A 20,659-nucleotide genomic window follows, 5' to 3' on the forward strand; every position below is an offset into this window, starting at 1 on the left:
CTATGGATTTGAAAGAAAATGTAGGAACGCTGGATAAAATTATTCGAATACCATTAGGAATAATTATGATCGTCGCTGGCATTTATTTAAGCAGCTTTTGGGGGCTTTTAGGGATTATACCTCTAATTTCAGGAGTAAGCGGATTTTGCCCCCTCTATTCTGTATTTGATATCTCGACTGCCAAAGTAAGATAGGATCTATACGCAATGAATGTAGTAATTAAAATTTAACATAATGAATGATAAAAAGGCACTTGTTACCGGAGCCGCAATGGGTATTGGAAAAGCAACTGCAGAACTGTTAGCCCAAAAAGGTGCCCAGGTTCTGATAGCGGATATTGAAGAAGACGCATTACAAAAAACGGCCAAAGAAATCGAGGATATGGGCGGTAAGGTTATTACTGCAATAGCTGATATCTCAAAAGAGAAAGATGTACGTACTATGGTCCGGAAAGCAGTAGATGAGTTCGGCCAGCTCGATATTGCGTGCAATAATGCCGGCATTGAAGGGGAGATGGCTTTAACGGCTAACTACAGCCTGGATGAGTGGGATCGCGTACAGAATATTAACTTGCGAGGCCAATTTCTGTGTATGAAAGAAGAGATTGCTGCTATGTTGGAGAGTGGGGGTGGATCAATTGTCAATGTTTCGTCTATTTTGGGCAAGGTGGGGTATCAACAAGCTCCGGCCTATACCGCTGCTAAACATGGTTTGCTTGGATTAACAAAAACAGCAGCAATAGAATATGCCCAAGAGGGAATCCGCATAAATGCGGTATGCCCGGCCTTTATTGATACTCCGATGCTTGAAAGAGCGGGTATTACAACGGATGAGGAGGTAAAAGAACAAACTATTGGGTTACACCCGGTTGGCCGGCTTGGACATGCTAAAGAAGTGGCTGAAGCCATTGTATGGTTAGCGTCAGAGCAGGCCTCTTTTGTAGAAGGTCATGCCCTAATGGTGGATGGCGGATATACTGCCAAATAACTGGTACTTAATTATTCTCTTATGAAAAAGCCCTATAGTACATTTATTAAGTGGTTTGGCGATATTGATATGCAAGATATGGCTGATGTTGGCGGTAAAAATGCCTCATTGGGAGAGATGTCTCAATATCTGCAATCCACAGAAGTAAATATCCCTGGTGGTTTTGCCTCAACGGCTGAAGCATATCGTACCTTTGTAAGTGAGAACGATTTAGACCAAACCATTCGTGAGGAGTTAAAACAGTACAAAAATGGGACACAAGATCTGCACGAAACGGGCTTACATATCCGGGACGCTTTTAAAAAGGGGATGATTCCAATTCCTATTGCCAAAGAAATTAGTACCGCATATGACAGATTATGTACCCAAAGCGGCGTTAAAAATGCATCGGTAGCAGTGCGAAGTAGCGCTACAGCAGAAGATCTGCCTACGGCGAGTTTTGCCGGTCTGCAGGAAACATTTTTAAATGTTCAGGGCAAGGAACAGCTGATGGATATGTGTAAAAAGTGTTTTGCCTCGTTATTTACTGATCGTGCTATTTCATATCGAGATGAGAAAGGATTTGATCATTTGGAGGTGGCTCTTTCGATAGGTGTTCAACGAATGATAAGAGCAGATAAGGCAGGGTCGGGCGTTCTGTTTACATTGGATACTGAAACAGGCTTTCCGGATACTATTGTTATTAATGCAGGTTGGGGACTGGGAGAAAATATAGTGCAGGGCACCATAAATCCAGACCAATATATTGTGTTTAAACCATTATTGGGTCAAGCAGGTTGTACCCCCATCCTGGAAAAGATACTGGGCAGCAAGAACCAAAAAATGGTGTTCGTTGCCAAGAATGGCAATCGCGTTAAAAATGTGCAAACAACGACCGAAGAACAGCATTCTTTTGTGTTGTCTGATGAAGAGATTATTGCCCTTTCAGAAGGTGCCGTTAGAATTGAAGATCACTATAAAAAGCCGATGGACATTGAGTGGGTGAAAGAGGATGAGACCGATAACCTGTTTATTGTACAAGCAAGACCAGAAACGGTGCACTCTGCAGCTCAAAAAGGGTTATTTAAATCCTATAAACTCAAAGAAAAAAATGCTAATCCCATCCTCAAGGGGGTTAGCATCGGGAGTGCTATCGTTCACGGGAAAGTGCGTCATGTAGAACATATTAGTGATCTCGAGACGTTAGAGGAAGACGATATTATGGTTGCCCAAATGACCGAACCCGACTGGGTGCCTGCTATGAAAAATATAAGGGGGATTATTACGGATTCCGGGGGACGTACATGCCACGCAGCAATAATTAGTCGTGAAATGGGTATACCAGCTATAGTTGGCACTGAAGTGGCTACGAATGTTTTAGATGAAGGAAAAGAGATTACCCTTTCAACTGCTCGCGGACAGGAAGGAGCTGTTTATGATCATTATTTAGATTATGAAGTAGATGAAGTTGATCTAAAGGAACTACCGGATATCGATACGGATATCATGATCAATCTGGCTACTCCGGATACTGCGTTTAATTGGTGGCAGTTACCCATTCAAGGGATAGGACTTGCTCGCATGGAGTTTATCATCAGCAACCATATTAAAGTCCATCCGATGGCGCTCCTTAATTTTGACAAAGTAATTAAAGAGTCTGATCGGAAAAAAATCCGGAAGATCACTAAAGACTATAAAAATAAAGGGGATTTCTTTGTTAATAAGTTATCGGATGGGATTGCCAAAATTGCAGCTTCTCAATATCCCAAGCCGGTTATTGTACGCACCAGTGATTTTAAAACAAATGAATATGCCGGACTAATAGGGGGCAAGGACTTAGAACCTCAAGAGGACAATCCAATGTTGGGCTGGCGGGGTGCTTCACGCTATTATTCCGATGAATACAAAGATGCATTTGCTTTGGAATGTAAAGCCATAAAGCAGGTGAGAGAAGAGATTGGGCTCGAAAATGTTATCGTAATGATTCCCTTCTGCCGGCGAACCAGCGAAGCCAGACGGGTACTTGAAGAGATGCAGAAAAACGGGCTTGAACGAGGTAAATACGGCCTGAAAGTGTATATGATGTGCGAAATTCCCTCTAATATTATTTTAGCCGAACAGTTTGCCCGCTACTTTGATGGTTTTTCCATTGGCTCTAACGATTTGACCCAGCTTATACTGGGGGTGGATCGCGATTCAACAAAGCTTAATTACCTTTTTGATGAAAATGATGAGGCGGTCAAAATATCTATTCAGCAACTCATTCAAAAAGCCCATAAGATGAATTCTACCGTAGGGTTTTGCGGTCAGGCCCCCAGTGATAATCCTGATTACGCAGAATTTTTAGTCCGCAGTGGTATCGATTCCATATCGGTAAATCCGGATAGCGTAGTAGAAGTCATTAAACATATATATCAAGCGGAAGTAAATAATTATAGTAAACCTGTTTAGCATAAAAGCAAATGTATGTCAGATCCTACTACCATATCAAAAGAACGTTCAGGTTATGCTATTCATGATAATGGAAGAGAAATAAATACGGGTACTATCATTTCGGTTCGTGGCAGTATTGTGGATGCCCGGTTCCCCCATCGCTTGCCAGAGATTCATTCTAGTCTAACGGTGAAGTGTAATCAAAGAGTTATTTTGGAAGTAGCGATGCATCTTGATGAGCATACTGTTCGTTGTTTAGCCCTTACCACAACCAGGGGGCTCAAACGCGGGCTTACTGTTAATGATAGTGATGCCCCCGTAACAGTACCTGTGGGTAAAGCATTGCTGGGTAGAATGTTTAATATGTTTGGCGAACCTATTGACGACAAAGGAACTGTAGTATCGGATCATTTTAAGCCGATATATCAACCATCCGTTTCTTTAGATCTTTATCATCCACGTCAGGAGATTCAACACACCGGAATAAAAGCTATTGACCTGCTTGCCCCCATAGAGCGAGGAGGAAAAGCCGGGTTGTTTGGCGGTGCGGGAGTGGGCAAAACCGTTTTAATTATGGAATTGATTCGAAATATGGTGACCCAGCACGAAGGAGTCAGTCTATTTTGTGGTATTGGCGAACGTAATAGGGAAGCGGTGGAGTTGTATAAAGAGATCAACAAAGCCGGGGTATTGGATAATACCGTAATGGTATTTGGGCAGATGAATGAACCGCCGGGAGCGCGTTTTCGGGTAGCCCAGACTGCATTGACTATGGCTGAATATTTTAGAGATGAGCAACGGCGCGACGTACTTTTACTAATTGATAACATCTTTCGTTTTGTGCAGGCGGGAGCTGAAGTTTCAGGACTCATGGGTAAAATTAATTCACGTCTGGGGTACCAATCGACACTGGGCAGTGAGCTGGCAGACATCGAAGAACGCATATGCAGTACACAAAATGGAGCTATTACCTCTATACAGGCGGTGTATGTACCCGCTGATGATTTTACTGATCCGGCGGTCACTCATACTTTTGCCCACCTCTCTTCATTTATTGTGCTTTCCAGGGAACGGGCCAGCCAGGGGCTATATCCGGCTATAGATCTGCTAAATTCCGGGTCGAAGATGCTGGCTCCCCATATAACAGGCAAAGAGCATTACCAAATTGCGCAGAAAGTAAAGCAAATTCTATCGCAGTACGAGGAGCTTAAGGATATTATCTCGATGCTGGGTATGGAAGAGCTATCCACTGAAGATCAAAACACGGTACAGCGCGCCCGCCGGCTGGAACGGTTTTTAACGCAGCCATTCGGGGTTACACAACAGTTTACTGGAAAGAAAGGAAAAGCAGTGGAAGTCCAAGATGCAATAAATGGTTGTAGCCGAATTATAAAAGGAGAATTTGATGATATATCTGAACAAAAATTATACATGATCGGTAACATTGAGGAGGCAATACAATGAAGAACCAGCAGATGCATCTTAAAATAATGGTTCCGGAACGTATTATTACCGAAGTGGATGCTGATAAAATAATTGCCGAGGCCTATAATGGCTTTTTCTGTCTAAAACCAAAGCATATAGATTTTACTGCGGCTCTAAAACGAGGCATTCTGTATTACTACAGTAATAATGATGAACAGATCATTGCTATTGACAAGGGTATTTTAGTTAAATGTGGGGCAAACGTATCTGTATCAGTACTCAATGCAATTAGAGGGGAAAATTTGAATGAAATTGAACAGCAAGTACAGGTTGAATTTAGCAAAGCTCAAGATCTTGAAGAGGCTTCAGTACAGGCTTTAAAAAACCTGGAAGCAGAGTTAGTACAGCATTTCGTAGACCTTCAAAAGAAAGAATCAATACTTTGAGTACAGAAAACGAAAATAACAAAAAAGCATTTAAAGAAAGCGTCAAAAAAAAGTCGCAGCGGAAGCTTAATGTTCGGAAACAAGATGAAAGAGGCTTGCTTTATGGGTTCGGGATGTTTGGACTGGTCGGATGGTCGGTTGCTATACCAACGTTAGTGCTGTTGGCTTTGGGGATATGGATTGACAGTACTTTTAAAGGACCCTATTCGTGGACGTTAATGCTGTTGGTTTTAGGAATCATGATAGGTTGTATCAACGCCTGGTATTGGGTAAAAAAAGAAAGTGAATAGGAAAAATGATATGAACTGGATCTTTATTTTCATAGCAATTGTAAGCGGGGCTATTGTCAGCGTCTTCTATTTTGGAGGACTATGGTTAACACTGCGTAAAATTGCCGAATATAAGTTTTCTTACCTGCTGATACTGGTAAGTTTTGTTATAAGAATTACATTACTACTGCTGGTTTTTTATCTCCTGTTGCAATACCACTGGGCATATTTAGGATTAGCACTCATGTCATTTCTGATTGTTCGTCAGGTACTGTTATTGAAACTGGGAAACCCCAAAGGTGCACTTTATAATTAATTGGATACCAGCTATGGAGCTCAATATTGATGATATCATCTTTTGGCAATATGAGTTTTTTAAAGTTAATGCCACCTTGATTAATTCATGGATCGTCATGCTATTGCTTATATCTGTCTCATGGCTGATTACCAGAAAACTCACGGCCGGTATAGATATAAAACGCGGACAGGCGTTTATTGAATCTTTTGTGGTGTATGTGGTTGACCAGATTCGGGAAGAAACGCATGAAGAGCCTGATAAATACTTACCGTTTATTGGGGCATTATTTTTGTTTATCGCATTCTCCAATATTATTGGCATTATACCGGGTTTTAACGCCCCTACAGCATCATTGTCTACGGCCACAGCATTGGCCATTTGTGTGTTTATTGCTGTGCCCATTTTTGGGATCTCCAACCGCGGTTTTTCCACGTATATAAAGCATTATATACAGCCGAGCCCACTTATGTTGCCATTTAATATTATTGGCGAACTTTCTCGTACGCTTGCTCTTGCTATCCGTTTGTTCGGTAATATCATGAGTGGCAGCCTTATTGTAGCAATAATTTTGAGCTTAAGTCCGCTCTTTTTTCCAGCAATTATGCAGGCTTTTGGCCTGTTGATTGGCATTATACAGGCATATGTCTTTGCTATTCTGGCATTGGTTTATATCGCATCAGCTACAAGAGTTCGGGAGGTAAAACAAAATAACGAGGTAAAATAACCGAAATAATAATATAAATATATCGATATGGACAGTATTAGCATTATTGGGATGATATCAATTATCACAGCGGGGATTACTATTGCTGTGGGATCCATTGCCCCGGCATTGGGAGAAGGGAAGGCACTGTCTCAAGCATTGACGGCAATAGCTCAGCAGCCAGATGAGACCCCCAGTATTACCCGGACGCTATTTGTAGGATTGGCTATGATAGAATCAACAGCAATCTACTGTTTTGTTGTGGCCTTAATTTTAATCTTTGCTAATCCCTTTTGGGATTATGTGATTAGTGGAGGATAAGACGTGGTTATCGATTGGTTCACAGTGGTTGCTCAAATAGTCAATTTTTTGATTTTGCTGGCCCTCTTAAAGCGGTTTCTGTTTGGGCCTATTCAGGATATTATGACCAAGAGAGAAGAGCAGGTTGCCTCTCGGTTGAATGAGGCACGTAAAAAATTAGCGGAAGCAGAAGCAAAAAAGAAGAATTATCAGCATAAACTTGATGAGCTGGAGAGATCGAAAAAAGAGATGCTCCAAGACGCCAAAGAGCAGGCAGCCCAAACCCAAAAACAGCTAGAGCACGAGGCGCGCGAAGAGATTGAAAAGATGCAGCATAACTGGAAAGAAGCTCTTGCATCAGAGAAGGAAGCATTTTTTAAAGAGTTACACCGACAGGCTACGTTTAATATTATTAATATTCTTAAAAAACTTGTTCAAGAGCTGTCTAATAGCACGCTTGAAAAGGAAACGGTTAATGTTTTTATAGAAAAGCTCCAATCGTTGGGTAAAGAAGAACAACAGAAGATCACAACAGCAGTTTCAGGTGGTGAAGCCCAAACGGTTTCAGTAATCAGTTCTTTTGAACTAAATAACGAAATGCAGCAGCAAATAACCGGTAGCATCAAGAGACTGTTTTTAGATGATTTTAAATGCATATTTGAAGTTTCATCCAGTATAGGATTTGGCATTGAGTTGAGTACTGATGGGTGGAAAATAGGATGGGATGCCAATATTTACCTGGAAGATCTTAAAAGAAATATTGAACAGCTTTTTACTTCTGATGTTGAAACAATACAACAGCAAACCACACAAAATGAGTAGTATTCATAATGATGAACCCGGATTCTACATTATCGGTTATTGATCAAGTATTTGAGTCAATAACTAAATCTCAAGAAAGTCGCCTTGATCTTATAATCCGGGAGAAAGGAAATATACGTTCTGTGGGCGAAGGCATTGCCACAGTCGGTGGATTGCCGAATGTAGTAACCGATGAACTGCTAAAGTTTGAAGACGGATCACTTGGTTTGGTCTATAATCTTGATGAGCATGAGATTGGGGTTATACTACTTGATGAAGAACAACATATTGATGCTGGGGATGAAGCATTCAGAACCGAACGTGTTTTGGGAGTACCGGTTGGAGAGGCGCTTTTAGGGCGGGTAGTAGATGCGTTGGGACGCCCCATAGATGGAAAGGCGGCTTTTCGGGCTGCTACGTACTTGGCTGTAGAGCGAGAGTCTCCGCCCATTATGAATCGGCAATCAGTGGATACCCCACTGCAAACCGGCATTCTTACCATCGATGCCCTGCTGCCCATAGGTCGGGGGCAGCGCGAGCTGATTTTGGGAGATCGCCAAACAGGAAAGACTGCTATTGCAATAGATAGTATTATCAACCAGAGGGATACTGACGTTATTTCAATTTACTGTGCCATTGGAAAGCAGCGTGCTGAAGTAAACCGGGTAGTTTCCGACTTGCAAAAAAATGATGCCTTTGAAAATACTATTGTGTTATCGGCAAGCAGTAGCGTTCCGGTGGGCTTACAGTATATTGCACCCTATGCGGCAACCACTATGGGAGAATATTTTATGGAGCAGGGACGAGATGCATTGATTATTTATGACGATTTAACTTGGCATGCTCGTGCTTACCGTGAACTGGCGCTATTGCTTCGTCGTCCGCCTGGACGAGAAGCTTTTCCCGGGGATATTTTCCACATTCATGCCCGTCTGCTGGAACGATCAACACACCTTAAAGAGTCTGGTGGCAGTATGACGGCTCTGCCCATTATTGAAACCCAGGGACAGGATATAGCAGCATTTATCCCTACCAATCTTATTTCAATAACAGACGGACAGATATTTCTATCGCCCGATTTATTCCAGAAAGATGTGTTGCCTGCCATAGATATTGGTAAGTCAGTATCAAGAGTAGGGGGTGCTGCGCAACTGCCCGCATATCGTATAGCGTCAGAAGAATTGCGGTTGGCTTATTCACAATTCGAGGAGCTGGAAGCCTTTTCTCGGTTTAGCTCCCGACTGGATGAAGATACTCTACATCGTATAGAGCGGGGAAGACGTATCCGGGAGGTGTTAAGCCAAGATCAATTTGATACTATCGATGTGGTTCAACAGATAGCTCTGCTAATCGCTGTAACCAATGGTTTATTTGATGAGTTGGACCTATCCCAAATTAAGCCTGCCTGTAGGATGATGCGTAATAATATTGAATCTGAATTAGGCAATATGAGCACTAAAATTAAAGAAGGAGAAAAACTGGAAAAGAATGAAGAGGAAAGGGTAGTAAATATTTTACGAAAATTAGTGGATAAGAAGTTCTAAACCAATAAATCCCGACTATGCAAACTGTTGAACATTATAAACGGAAAATTAGCAATGCAGAGGATTTACACGCAATTGTTCATACCATGAAAGTGTTGTCTTCGGTAAGTATCCATCAGTTTGAAGAGGCAGCAGAATCACTGGGAGAGTATTATCGAACGGTGAAGATGGGACTCCAAATTGTACTGGGGACCTCACAGGAGCAGCACTTCCCATATTTATATGCTCATAAAGTGGCGCAGGAATGTATCATCATTTTAGGTTCAAGCCAAGGGCTGTGTGGGACGTTTGATGAGCAGGCTAAAGATTTTTTAGAAGCCCAGGTTTTAGAACAATCATTTTCAGCTCCCCGGTTGCTGGTAATGGGAGGGCGCTTGGCTTCTAAGTTATCAGTTAAGTATTCCGTGGAAGATGTAATTGAGTTACCCGCATCGGTATCAGGGCTTAACAACCGGGCGGTACAGTTGTTAAAAGCTATTGAGCATTTACGAGAGACAAAACATATCTCACGAGTTGTAATTATTCATCATAAACCCGTAAAGAAAGGCTTATATAAACCTCGTATTCAATTTTTATTACCGCTTGATCGGCACTGGTTAGATCGTCTGGCAGCCAAAAAATGGCCAACCAATAATTTGCCAAAGTTTACAATAGATGCAGAACAGCTTTTCACTCATTTTATTCGTCAATATCTGCTTGTTTCATTATATCGGGCCATGGCTGAGTCGCTGGCTGCAGAACACACAAGTCGATTAAATGCGATGTCAATAGCTGAAGATAAAATTGAAGAACGACTTTCCAAGCTACATAACAAGTATGCCCAGGAGAGGCAAAAGGGAATAACCGAAGAACTGCTCGATATATTATCGGGCTATCTTGCTGTTAAAGATAGAGAGGGAAAATAATGGGAGCATTCTTGTTGCATTAGAAAAATACATAGCTGCCTACTTTTTTGTAATTAAATGAGGTGATTGTTATATGCTGATTTAGATATCGCTCTCTCTTCGCTTTTTAAGAAAAATAGATCACCATAGTCAATTTATTTGTAGGAAAATGCCCTTCAATTATAAAATGGATTAGCCCATGTTTTTTTGGCGTGGGATTCGTCACATTTAAATGTGGTGAGTAGTTCAAAGAGCTCTATAGGATGACTCATTACCTTGCCAACTAACTATAATTTGATGCTAAAATATTGAAGACTATGAAAGTAACTGCCAAAGACCAAAGAGAAGAGTTTATTGACCGGTTTACCGAAAAATTAAAAGAGTGGAATGAGGAGCTAGAAAAACTGGAAAACAGGCTGGATGAAGAATATGAAGAGCTTAAAAGCGATTATAAAGGAAGAATTGTAGAACTTAAGCAGTATAGGAATGAGATGGAAACAAAGCTCGACAAACTTGAGGAGGTAGGTGAAGAGGCTTTTGAGTCTATCAAAGGTGATATAAATAAGCTATGGGAAGATTCAATAGATGTCTTGCAGTCTTTAAAAGAAAACCTCAAGAAGAGTTAATAGCCCGGCAGAAAACCAATAGTATCAAGGCTGATCGGAATTAAAATCATTTAACTATCTATAATAAATAAACGGGAGAACATTATGTCATTAGCCAAAGTAATTGAAGTAATGGGAGAAGGCAGTACTATGGAAGAAGCAGTCGAAAATATAGTAAAAGAAGCTTCTAAAACGGTACATAATATTAAAAGCATATATATGGAAAATATTCAGGCCATTGTCGAAGATAACCGAGTAGACCACTACAGGATTGATGCAAAAGTAACTTTTTTATTGGAAGAGTAGAGAATAAAATAGCATCCTTTTTTTGATTCAAAAAATTATACAGCCGGTAAATTTGAGCTTAGGCTTGATTTACCGGCTGTAAACATATTGGTATAGGCACAGACATATGCAGAGTCAGCAGTAAGTAGTTGATTACTGTATATTCGAGAGCTTAAGATAACTCGTGATTCAAGTTTGAAAAAATATCCAAAATGAATATTAAAAACATTCTTGTTCCGACCGATTTTTCAAATTGTTCTGAAGCTGCCACTTCTTTTGCCATCGATTTTGCGATAGCGCAAAATGCCCGTCTCTATCTAATGCATTCAATGAAAAGTTCGTACTCAATGACATCAGAAAGACTTTTGGAGAAGATGATGGAGGATGACCGCTTTAAGGAAGTTAAAGCCCAACCGGTAGCAGAAATCGGGGATCCCGGTTCAGCAATACTTAGAGAATCTAAAGAAGTTGAAGCCGATCTTCTGATAATGGGTAATAAAGGTAGTTCGGGGGGTAGAAATTTTTTGGGAAGTACAACTACTGAGGTTATCACTAAATCCGAAATTCCCGTCCTTACTATTCCGGAAGAGAGCTCATATTCTGGTTTTGACGATATTCTATTTATGACTGATTTCAAGGAGGGAGATTTATCAGCTCTAAAAGAAATGTTGGATTGGGTAGAACTTTTTAGGGCCCATATACATGTCGTTCATATTTCTACTGATGATAACTTTGAGGAAAAGATAAAATATCGTGGGTTCAAAGAGGCAGCAAATGAATATGCTGACTATGAAAAATTAACTTTTGAACGGGTTGTTAATCCTTCTTTTTATGACGGTTTTCTTGAACTTATGGAAAAAAGAAATCCTGATCTCATAACGGCAACGAGATATAAAAAAACTTTCTTCCAAAAGTTACTGCAAAAAAATCATACCCGTATGCTTGGTTACGAAGCTGATACTCCTTTTTTGTCGTTAAACGGGGAGAAATATTTATGACTGGGATGATCAAATGTTTGATTCTGAAACAGGGATACTTTTTAGTTAACAAACATATTTGATGTGCATGGTATTTATTGGTCGAATAACAGATCAATTTGATTTATCACCTTTTCGACTGCCTGTTGTTTTGAATCAGCATTGCCAGAAATTTTCATTCCTTTACTGTTAATAGCCGTTACTTTAACTCCATTCCAATTTTTGCTGATGTTGTCAATTGAAAACCCCCGATACGTTTCGTTAGACAGTAACGTTGGACGTTTTCCAAGTACCGTATTTGTTTTAGGTTCATGATCTTGATTATTCATAGCGGTTGTTAGTTATTCTGAATAAGTCCTTCTTCTTTCGCTTCCATACTGTATCTGGTGTGAGGTACAGCTTCGAGACGCTCTAAAGGAATCTGTTTCCCAGTCGCCTGACAAATTCCGTACGTTTTATTTTCAATTCTTTCGAGTGCATCGTTTATGTGCATGATATATTCTCGCAGGCGCTCTATTTGCAAATAATTCATCTCCGATTCTTGTTCCTCGGATCCGACGTCACCCATATGATGAGCGCGTGAAGAGTAATCGGCATCGTCGGCCTCATCTAAATTGGATTGAATGTCGCGAATAGTATCCAATTCTTTCTGTGTTTCAGATCTCTTATCCAGTAACAACTCTTTAAAATATTGTAACTTTTTATCCGAGAGGGAGGTTTTTCTTTTTTGTGAATTTTTCATGATAGGATAATATTTATGATTAAACCTTGATCTATATTATTTTTATTTGGTGATACAAAATCTATGGGACAGGCACTGAGATTGGTGTAATGGTTAAACTTACACTAGCTGTAAGCCTGTTTTGTAACTTTTTCATTCTTTCTTGCGAGAATTATCCCAATAACTTTTTATAATATCTGTTTTCAGGAATCCCCAATTCATTAATTACGGGGTTGGCTGTTTTACTTTAGATTGTTTGGTCACTGCTTGTTCCAGTCGCTTGATAATTTGTTCTACTTGGTCCCAGTCGGTGTACTCATGATCTTCAGAGGTGTCGGTACTGCCCCCGCTTTTATACGCTATTAATCCGCATAATAAATTTCTTAAAGAAATTGTATTTAGAGTAGCGTAATGCTCCTGCCACTTGTTCTATAAAAGTGGGATTCCACCCAGTCTTATCCAGAAATTCTCGGGTAATCTTCTTCAACTCTTCCAATGATTCCGGCTCGTCACTTGCAGCAGACAAGCTTACAGAAATGAATACCCCGGGCTTTTTATTGAGTTCTTTATGATTTTCATCCACATATTTTTCAACAGCCACTTGATATTTTTCTGCATGCAGGGAGTCTCCCACAGCAACAGCATCAAATTCTTTTGGTTGGGAAGGGTGCTCAAGGGCATTGGCAAGTGAAACCTCGTGATCTGCTTTTTTTGCCTTATCTCGCAAGAATTCACAAATCTTTTTCGTTTGACCTTCAGTAGTGGCGTAAACTATCAATAATTTCATAACGTCATTATTGGTTTGAAGTGATGAATAGAAATCTAAGGGAGTTATATTTTGTAAAGCAGAGGAAAAAGGAGGGGTTTTGACTAGGAAAATCTTCTACAATCTAATCTCTTTAGCGGCATAGGATTCACTAGTATACATGAGGTTTACCTTATTAGTGAATAGGCTGGGTAGTTGATTATAGTGTTTTGGCCAGAGAGTCAACATAGGATTGGGAAAATTGAACACTCCATATTCCACGCAGCTCACCCATTTCAAATCCTGTTGCCTGGTCATTGGGATACAGCTCTTGAATAGTTTTAAGGTCAGCTTTACTGATATCCTGCCCCGGCCTACCGTGACAGTTCAAACAAAGCTGACCGGGAATACGAATAGGGGCATGATAGTTGATTTTATCACCATGCGCTATTGTGACGGGTTCTAAAGATTCTTCTTTCTTAATTTGTACCAAATACTTCTGGATTGTTGCCACCTCTAATGAGTCAGCTTGGTTTTTAGGGTTTCGCGGTTGGTGAGAAGCCCGGCGTAGTTCAACATTATAGTGAGCAGAGAGGGAGTCGGTAAGCGGCATAGCCCGAATACTGCAGAACTGCAGGGCATTTTTCACGCCGCCCTCAGCTATAGCTTGTTGTAAATTACTGCTTAACGTACTAAAAGCGGCTTGTGTAATTTTTTGTCCTTCTTTTATTACTGTGGTAGTATCGAAAGCCGTTGCTTCATTTGTGCTTCTCTTATCTTCTGCCTGGTTACTACAAGCAATAATTGGGATAAGACAAACAATAATAAGAAATCGCATAACGCCTAATATTAATTAAAAAGGAAGTATATATTATTGTTGAGTCACCGGCGATTGGATATCGCTTTTCCCGTTTTTAAATGAGAAGGTAGTCATTCGCGATTGCTTGTCAGAGAGATAAATATGCTAATTTTCCAGGGCCCTCATGATAGTGTCCCAAAGTTGTTCTTCCCTCATATTAATAGATTGTTCAACAGTTTCTAAAGTGGTGTCACTCATTTGGTAAAATTGATCTAAACTTTCTTTGATAAGAATTCGAACTTGTCGTATATCAGCAAGCTGGTCTCTATGGTTGCGCCTAACTTTTTCAAACTGTTGGTTGACTTCTTTCTCCAGTTCAAGGAGTCTTTTATCCCATTCTATAAGTCGTTTTTTAAGTTCTCGTACAGGTTTATGGTTATCTTTAAGCGATAAATTTTCCATAATATGAGTCTCCGCTAAAATTAAAGCACTTATTTTTCTCTCATGTTTCTACTTTTAAAAACGGTTTCTGCCTGCTAATGCAATACAAGCAGTATCCCCATAATTATGAAAGGATATTCCCCACAAAGCTTTTTTTGAATATTAACGTGTTGATGGCATATTCATAAATAGTTATCCGAATTTTTTTAAGCATTTTAATTATGCTAATTGCTGCAAGGGGCTACACCATCTGGGCGGAATATTTTTTAGTAGGGAGCTTTGCAAAACCCGGCATGTCATCCTGAACCTGTGCTACGAAGCCTTGGCGTAGTAGTAATCAGTTCATTCAGGGTCTCAGTTTTAAGACTAATAATTGTATATGAGATGCTGATCCGCCAGCCGACGGACAGCATGACAAGATATGACTAGCTTTGTAAAGCCCCTTAGTATTAATTTGATTTATATCGAATATGTTAAAATCCATAAAGAGCTTTGAGTCCACTCATTTACTATTTACTGGTATCGCTGCATTATGTTTTTTTGTTTTTGTCGTTGATATACAATTTCCGCTGGGTATAGCCGGTGGGGTGCCATATGCTCTGTTGGTGATGGCTACCTATTGGAATAAGACAAAGCAGCCTACTCTTATTACAGGTATTGTAAGTACGCTGTTAATTATAATCGGCTTTTTCGGATCAGAATCTTCTGAATACATTATTATGGCCGGTGCTAATAGGGGGATGGCAATTGTTGTCGTTTGGGGGGCAGTTTGGTTTGTAAATAAGTACAGGGAGTCAATAGCAAAAATTCAAAAAGATGAGAAGCGCATATCCGCTTTATTTGAAGCGGCTACTGAGGGAATGTTAATTTCTGATATGAAGGGCAACATTGTGATGCTCAATGAAAAAATTGAGGAGCTTTTTGGATATTCACGGGAAGAATTAATTGGTGAAGAGATTGAAAAATTAGTCCCCGGGCGATTTGAAGAAAAACACCCTGAGCATCGGCATCAATATTACGAAAATCCTGAACCACGACCGATGGGACAGGGGCGTGATTTATATGGACTCAAAAAAAATGGAGAAGAATTTCCGGTGGAGATTAGCCTGAATCATTTCGAAACAGCGGAAGGTAAGTTCATTATCAGTTATATCATTGATATAACACAGCGGAAGAAGGCAGAGCAGCAAATGAGAGAAAATGAGCGCCGATACAGTATGTTGTTCCAGGCATTGACTGATGAGATCCTCGTTTTTCAGTTAGATGAACAGATGCAGCCCCTTCCATTCACAGAGGTTAATAATGTTGCGTGTGAAATATTGGGATATGAGCGCGAAGAGCTGTTACAAAAGACCATTTATGATATCGTAAATGCAACTGAAAAAGAAGTTGATGATCGCATTCAACATATTTTAGAACATCGAGAAGTTCTTTGGGAAACCGAGCATGTGACCAGCAGTGGCAAGGCTATTCCTTTAGAGATTAGAGCCAAGGCTTTTATCTACAGTGGAACTAACACTATTATTGTTGTTGGGCGTGATGTACGTGAACTTCGTAAATTGGAAAAAGAGATCTTAAACATAAGTGAACAGGAACGTCGCCGCATAGGACAGGATATGCATGACGGCCTCGGACAGATGCTTACAGGTATTGGGTTGATAGCGCAGAACTTAGCAAAGAAGCTGGAATCAAATGAATTACCGGGAGCAGAAACAGCCCAGGAAATATCTGACATGATTAGAAAAGCGGATGACCAGGCTCATTCACTGGCGCGTGGCTTGGTACCGGTAGATGTCGAGGCTAATGGGTTGGGAGTAGCCATCCAGGAGCTGGTTGAGCGTATCCAGAAACTATATGATGTCAAGATAAACTATAACAGTAATAATACCGGGAGTTCGCCATTTGTTCAGGATAATGATACAGCTATACATCTGTATCGTATAACACAAGAGGCGTTAAATAATGCGGTAAAGCATGCAGGGGCGTCAACAATTACAGTAGGTTTGCAATCATCAGAATCTTATTTGCAGATACGTATTCAAGATGATGGGGAAGGATTCGATGAGATCACAGATATGACAAAAGGAATGGGAATGCGATTGATGAATTTCCGGGCTCAGATGATAGGGGGTAACCTAGAGGTTAACAGTAAAGAAGGTGAGGGAACCAAGATAATTTGTGAAATTTTGAATGAGTCTTCATCAACAGCCCCTGAAAACTAAACGGTAACGTTATTACTGTATTACAGCTCCCACACTTGTGAAGGAGAAATATTAAAGTGGCTATACAACTTATTTATCTCTTCAGTTCTTCCATATTCAATGGCGATAACAATGGTAACATCCCATTTGCTATTTGAGGCTTCAACCATCTTTTGGAGTGCCGTATTTGAAATGGTTTCGTTTAAATCGTATTCATTAATAAATTCAAAATAATAATCTGTACCATCTTTTTCGGCCACAAGGTTTGGATTATAATCATCAACAATATATTTGGAAGAGGGAGGATTCGGATATTCGGGATGCTTTTTTACCCAGATATTGGCAAAGTTTAGTTTATGAAGTAACGGTATAAGCTTGTTTACTAGTTGCTTCTGCTTATTATCTGCCAGTTGTCCCATATTCTCTCTCTATTTTTAAAATATGAATCTAAAAAGTCTAGATATTCTTCAAGGTAATGCTTAACTATCAGTAATTAAAAGATATTGTCAAAATATCACTTCATCAGTATCAGGTATTTCCTTACGTAGTTTTTGGGACGGCTTTTTATATTTAGCTCTCTATACACTTAACTAAAAGGAGAGTTATGATTGAATTAGGTGCAACAGCTATTTTTTGGTTCATTGCAATGGGGTTAGGGGTTGGTTCACTCTTTGGTGCTATTATAGGCAGAGAAGGAGTATCAGTACAGGCAAATATAGTATGGGCTGTGTTTGCTTCTGTTGTTTGCGGTTCGATTGGTATTGTCTTTGGTATGGGGGATGGACTGTTATTTGCCTTTGTAGGTACCTTGGGAATGCTATTTTTGGCAAATGTTTTTCATCTTCATCACGAAGAAGATATTTACGGGGATATTGATAGAGATCTGCATATCAAAAAAGAAAAAACTGATCCTTGATACTATTGGTAGTGATATATTGATAAATAAAATGCCCCATTTAAAAAATGGGGGCACTGTATTCTTTCTCTCTCTCCTAGTTTTTTAAAGCCAACGATTTCCTTTCGCCGGTATAGTCCGGATCAAGTTCAAGGGGTGTAATCTCAGTCCCGATAAATATCAGGACACCCTCAACCGCTGGCTTAGAATCAACCACCTGTCGGTGATTAATAAAAAAACCTGAGTACACTCTTTTACCTTTTTGAGAAGGCTCAAAAGAAGCCAAAGGAATAATTTTTTGGCTTGTTTATTTCTGCACCGTAGCACAGCTATAGACTGTACTCATTAAGTAATAATCACTACGTCAAAGATTCTGTTTATAAGATAGTTGCTGGTTGGCTTTTTGTATGCAGTTAAAACCGATGGATATGATGTGGGGGTTTTCCTCTTCTAAAAGTAGGTATATTTAGATCTATTATAGTTCTAACTATTGAGACGTATATTTTTCTATTAATTCTGATTGATCAATAATATGTCCATTCACTAATTTGAGTTTGGCCTATAGTTTCAAATCGCGGATGTTTTATGGTTTTGCCGCTTGCGGACTTGAAAAATAATTATCTTGCAGCTGTAGTATTTTAACCAACAGTTGATGATTTATCTCCAGGTCATACTTGTCTGATAAGTATCGATGAGCTTGTTTTTCATCGGCCTCCAGCATGTTACCATCTTCTAAGAAGTGTAGTATATCTTCCGATACGGCCCATTGATAGATCAACCATTTCCATTCGGGTAACTTCTTAGCAGTATAGTCGGCCTCAAAAATGGTTTCCGATTTTTCGTGCAATACGGCCGTTTTTAGCAGTGAGGGCTCAAATGGTTCAATATGTGTAACCGCTGTACGTAAGGTTTTACCGGTATCGTTGACATCATCGACCACCAGGACTTTTTTACTTTTGATATTGGATTGAATCGGGTCAATAACTTCCGCTTTTTCCAGCTTTGCGGCCCCGCTTTCATAATGTTTGATTTGAATAGAAGAGAGCCTCTTTATATTTAAAAAGTCACAGAGTAAACGGGCCGGCAACATTCCACCACGAGCAATAGCAACGATATGATTAAAGTTATAAGAGCTCAGACTGATTTTCTTTGCCAGAGAATGGGTGGTTTGATAGACCTCTTGCAGCGAAACTATTCGGGCAGAAAAGTCTTTATCCATAATCATCCGGCATTTATTAAGTTGTGTTTAATTATCGTAATAAAAGAGGGAGCCTGCTGTGGGGGAGATTCCTATTTTCTGTCAAAATTTGGTAGTTAGCAGTAAAGCAGATGCTTTTGGATAGCAGAGCCTGAGAAGGAATGGGGTTAATTAGCTTTAGCAGCCGCTATATTCTTAGTAGAATCTTCATCGCGTTGTTTGGTAAATAGTTTTAGAAGAGCAGGTAATGTAATTAATGCAGCTAAAAGTGAAAGGCCTATTCCAAGAATAGCAACTTCACCGATAGAACGCATTCCCGGATGTATAGAAAACAAGAGTCCGCTAAAACCAAGCATTGTGGTAAGTCCGCTGACCAGAATATGTTCACCCGTTGACTTCAGCACCGTTCTGATGGATCTTTTGTCTTCTTCAAGGTATCGATGAACGATATGGATGCCGCTGTCGTCTCCGATACCCAGGATAGTGGGTAATACCACCAGATTATAGAGGTTGATACGCCAGCCCAGAAGATCCATAAGCCCAAATAACCAAATAAAACTGCCAAGTAGTGGTAGTAGGGCAAAGACCATCCATTTTACTCTATGTAGGATAAAGAGTTTAAAGATGATGATAAATAAGATGATTAAAATAAGCATGGTGGGGGCCTCGGCAATCATAAGTTGCAACATATCGGAGGCAACGATGGAGGTTGAACCGGCATAATATGTTGTTCCATTGGCCAGGGAAACGTTGCCAACATCATCTGCAAAATTCATGGAATTTCGTCCATCAGATAAACCTACTGATGGATAGACAATGACCAGATTACCTATGGTACCATTTGATGAAGTGAAAGGAGCTTTGATAAATTCAGGAAGGCTGTCGAGTGGAATTTTACTCCTGGTAGATGCTGAAGAACGTAATTGTTGTATAACTTCGCTGTCATTACCTTCAATAAAAGGATCTGATAATAATGCTCGTACCTTTTGAAGTCTTTTTAATTTTTGCCGAATCTCAACAGATGTTGAAGGATAACGGTCTTGAAATACTTCTACTTCTCGAATAGTGGGAGTAGCAGTATCATCGGATGCCCGTTCTCGAAGGATGCTTGCAACTTTCGGTGCATGCGAAGCTTGATCAACAATGATATAAGCGGCGTTACGTGTTTTGCGATCGCTGTACACTTTCCATGCCATTTGGTTGAGTTCTCTATAGCGTTCATATTTGGGTTCGAGTTTCCCAAAGTCATACTCGAATTGAAGGTCAGGTAGTTTGATAACTGATATAACGGTGATTGCAATTGTTATTCCTATAATACCAATTGCAATGGTTTTCCAGCTGTTAGTTGTCGCATTCGGGGTATGGTAAGTGTTTATATTAGCTTCTTGTGATTTCTTTTGAAGATTTAGTAAAGGACTGCGTTCCAGTAACACAAGCAGGGCGGGCAAGAAAAAGAGGTAAGCTATGATGGCAAAAAGAAGACCGATACCGGCAATCATTCCAAATTCACTGAAGCCTTTGAAGTCGGCAATGACTAATATAAAAAAGGCTGCTGATGTAGTTAAGCCAACTGTGAATATGGCTTGGCCTGTGGTCATAAAGGTGGTAAAAATGGGTGTGTAAACTGAACTCTGTCTGGGCTGCTTACTTTTCATGGTTATGGGGTAAGTCCAGTGGCAGGTGATCTCCAAATCGAATTATTAACTGTTTGCTGATAGGTACT

General features: G+C 40.0%; 25 protein-coding genes and 1 riboswitch. Of the genes, 17 read left to right on the forward strand and 8 right to left on the reverse strand.

The annotated features are described in order from the left end of the window. The first annotated feature begins 2 nt into the window (after window positions 1-2). The 15 genes from G3569_RS16000 (at window position 3) to G3569_RS16070 (ending at window position 11,957) form a co-directional block, all read left to right on the forward strand. Complete coding sequence (locus G3569_RS16000) at window positions 3-194, forward strand: YgaP family membrane protein (RefSeq protein WP_240894750.1); 192 nt, start codon at window positions 3-5, stop codon at window positions 192-194. A gap of 40 nt (window positions 195-234) precedes the next feature. After that, window positions 235-987, forward strand: coding sequence for an SDR family NAD(P)-dependent oxidoreductase (locus G3569_RS16005; protein ID WP_165271042.1), 753 nt, complete (start codon window positions 235-237; stop codon window positions 985-987). 21 nt (window positions 988-1,008) lie between these two features. Continuing rightward, complete coding sequence (gene ppsA / locus G3569_RS16010; RefSeq protein ID WP_165271044.1) at window positions 1,009-3,417, forward strand: phosphoenolpyruvate synthase; 2,409 nt, start codon at window positions 1,009-1,011, stop codon at window positions 3,415-3,417. Between the two features lie 15 nt (window positions 3,418-3,432). Beyond that, window positions 3,433-4,863 carry a F0F1 ATP synthase subunit beta gene (gene atpD, locus G3569_RS16015; protein ID WP_165271046.1) on the forward strand — a complete coding sequence of 477 codons (1,431 nt, stop codon included), beginning with the start codon at window positions 3,433-3,435 and terminating at the stop codon, window positions 4,861-4,863. After that, a complete protein-coding gene (locus G3569_RS16020) occupies window positions 4,860-5,270 on the forward strand; it encodes a F0F1 ATP synthase subunit epsilon (protein ID WP_165271048.1) in 411 nt (136 codons plus the stop codon). The genes atpD and G3569_RS16020 overlap by 4 nt, the downstream gene beginning before the upstream one ends. Then, the gene (locus tag G3569_RS16025) at window positions 5,267-5,560 is read left to right on the forward strand and encodes an AtpZ/AtpI family protein (protein ID WP_205720249.1); all 294 of its coding nucleotides are present in this window, start codon (window positions 5,267-5,269) and stop codon (window positions 5,558-5,560) included. The genes G3569_RS16020 and G3569_RS16025 overlap by 4 nt, the downstream gene beginning before the upstream one ends. Before the next feature lie 10 nt (window positions 5,561-5,570). Continuing rightward, a complete protein-coding gene (locus tag G3569_RS16030) occupies window positions 5,571-5,855 on the forward strand; it encodes an ATP synthase subunit I (protein ID WP_165271050.1) in 285 nt (94 codons plus the stop codon). Window positions 5,856-5,868: 13 nt separating this feature from the next. After that, a complete protein-coding gene (locus G3569_RS16035; protein ID WP_165271052.1) occupies window positions 5,869-6,561 on the forward strand; it encodes a F0F1 ATP synthase subunit A in 693 nt (230 codons plus the stop codon). 27 nt (window positions 6,562-6,588) lie between these two features. Then, window positions 6,589-6,861, forward strand: a complete 273-nt coding sequence (locus G3569_RS16040; RefSeq protein ID WP_165271054.1) for a F0F1 ATP synthase subunit C — start codon at window positions 6,589-6,591, stop codon at window positions 6,859-6,861. 3 nt (window positions 6,862-6,864) lie between these two features. Beyond that, window positions 6,865-7,662, forward strand: coding sequence for a F0F1 ATP synthase subunit B family protein (locus G3569_RS16045; protein ID WP_350356573.1), 798 nt, complete (start codon window positions 6,865-6,867; stop codon window positions 7,660-7,662). 11 nt (window positions 7,663-7,673) lie between these two features. Then, window positions 7,674-9,185, forward strand: coding sequence for a F0F1 ATP synthase subunit alpha (locus G3569_RS16050; RefSeq protein WP_165271094.1), 1,512 nt, complete (start codon window positions 7,674-7,676; stop codon window positions 9,183-9,185). 17 nt (window positions 9,186-9,202) lie between these two features. After that, window positions 9,203-10,090 carry a F0F1 ATP synthase subunit gamma gene (locus G3569_RS16055; RefSeq protein WP_165271058.1) on the forward strand — a complete coding sequence of 296 codons (888 nt, stop codon included), beginning with the start codon at window positions 9,203-9,205 and terminating at the stop codon, window positions 10,088-10,090. 296 nt (window positions 10,091-10,386) lie between these two features. Further along, on the forward strand, window positions 10,387-10,695 hold the full coding sequence (locus G3569_RS16060) for a sll1863 family stress response protein (protein WP_165271060.1): 309 nt from the start codon (window positions 10,387-10,389) through the stop codon (window positions 10,693-10,695). 84 nt (window positions 10,696-10,779) lie between these two features. Then, window positions 10,780-10,980, forward strand: coding sequence for a dodecin family protein (locus tag G3569_RS16065; protein ID WP_165271062.1), 201 nt, complete (start codon window positions 10,780-10,782; stop codon window positions 10,978-10,980). A 191-nt stretch (window positions 10,981-11,171) separates the two neighbouring features. Then, window positions 11,172-11,957 carry a universal stress protein gene (locus G3569_RS16070; protein WP_165271064.1) on the forward strand — a complete coding sequence of 262 codons (786 nt, stop codon included), beginning with the start codon at window positions 11,172-11,174 and terminating at the stop codon, window positions 11,955-11,957. Between the two features lie 74 nt (window positions 11,958-12,031). Here the strand turns inward: G3569_RS16070 and G3569_RS16075 are convergent, their stop codons facing one another. The 5 genes from G3569_RS16075 to G3569_RS16095 all read right to left on the reverse strand — a co-directional run bounded on the left by G3569_RS16075 (window position 12,032) and on the right by G3569_RS16095 (window position 14,663). Beyond that, on the reverse strand, window positions 12,032-12,265 hold the full coding sequence (locus G3569_RS16075) for a hypothetical protein (RefSeq protein ID WP_165271066.1): 234 nt from the start codon (window positions 12,263-12,265) through the stop codon (window positions 12,032-12,034). Window positions 12,266-12,273: 8 nt separating this feature from the next. After that, on the reverse strand, window positions 12,274-12,678 hold the full coding sequence (locus G3569_RS18645; RefSeq protein ID WP_165271068.1) for a TraR/DksA family transcriptional regulator: 405 nt from the start codon (window positions 12,676-12,678) through the stop codon (window positions 12,274-12,276). 331 nt (window positions 12,679-13,009) lie between these two features. Then, window positions 13,010-13,444, reverse strand: coding sequence for a flavodoxin domain-containing protein (locus G3569_RS16085; RefSeq protein WP_165271070.1), 435 nt, complete (start codon window positions 13,442-13,444; stop codon window positions 13,010-13,012). Window positions 13,445-13,622: 178 nt separating this feature from the next. Next, entirely contained in the window at window positions 13,623-14,240 is a 618-nt protein-coding gene (locus G3569_RS16090; RefSeq protein ID WP_165271072.1) for a Tll0287-like domain-containing protein, read from the reverse strand. 126 nt (window positions 14,241-14,366) lie between these two features. After that, window positions 14,367-14,663 (reverse strand): hypothetical protein, encoded by a 297-nt coding sequence (locus G3569_RS16095; RefSeq protein WP_165271074.1) that lies wholly within the window; start codon window positions 14,661-14,663, stop codon window positions 14,367-14,369. A 449-nt stretch (window positions 14,664-15,112) separates the two neighbouring features. Here G3569_RS16095 and G3569_RS16100 point away from each other — a divergent pair, with 449 nt between their 5' ends. Then, window positions 15,113-16,864, forward strand: a complete 1,752-nt coding sequence (locus G3569_RS16100) for a PAS domain-containing sensor histidine kinase (protein WP_165271076.1) — start codon at window positions 15,113-15,115, stop codon at window positions 16,862-16,864. 20 nt (window positions 16,865-16,884) lie between these two features. Here the strand turns inward: G3569_RS16100 and G3569_RS16105 are convergent, their stop codons facing one another. Next, window positions 16,885-17,262, reverse strand: coding sequence for a hypothetical protein (locus G3569_RS16105; protein WP_165271078.1), 378 nt, complete (start codon window positions 17,260-17,262; stop codon window positions 16,885-16,887). Window positions 17,263-17,447: 185 nt separating this feature from the next. On the opposite strand from G3569_RS16105, the gene G3569_RS16110 reads away from it, so the two are divergent. Beyond that, window positions 17,448-17,759 carry a hypothetical protein gene (locus tag G3569_RS16110; RefSeq protein WP_165271080.1) on the forward strand — a complete coding sequence of 104 codons (312 nt, stop codon included), beginning with the start codon at window positions 17,448-17,450 and terminating at the stop codon, window positions 17,757-17,759. Between the two features lie 82 nt (window positions 17,760-17,841). After that, window positions 17,842-17,941: riboswitch (TPP riboswitch) on the reverse strand. A gap of 380 nt (window positions 17,942-18,321) precedes the next feature. Here the strand turns inward: G3569_RS16110 and G3569_RS16115 are convergent. Both G3569_RS16115 and G3569_RS16120 read right to left on the reverse strand, forming a co-directional pair. Beyond that, window positions 18,322-18,957, reverse strand: coding sequence for a phosphoribosyltransferase (locus G3569_RS16115; RefSeq protein WP_165271082.1), 636 nt, complete (start codon window positions 18,955-18,957; stop codon window positions 18,322-18,324). Window positions 18,958-19,103: 146 nt separating this feature from the next. Further along, on the reverse strand, window positions 19,104-20,591 hold the full coding sequence (locus G3569_RS16120; protein ID WP_165271084.1) for an MMPL family transporter: 1,488 nt from the start codon (window positions 20,589-20,591) through the stop codon (window positions 19,104-19,106). Between the last annotated feature and the right edge of the window lie 68 nt (window positions 20,592-20,659).

It is taken from the genome of Fodinibius halophilus, assembly GCF_011059105.1.
GTDB lineage: Bacteria > Bacteroidota > Rhodothermia > Balneolales > Balneolaceae > Fodinibius > Fodinibius halophilus.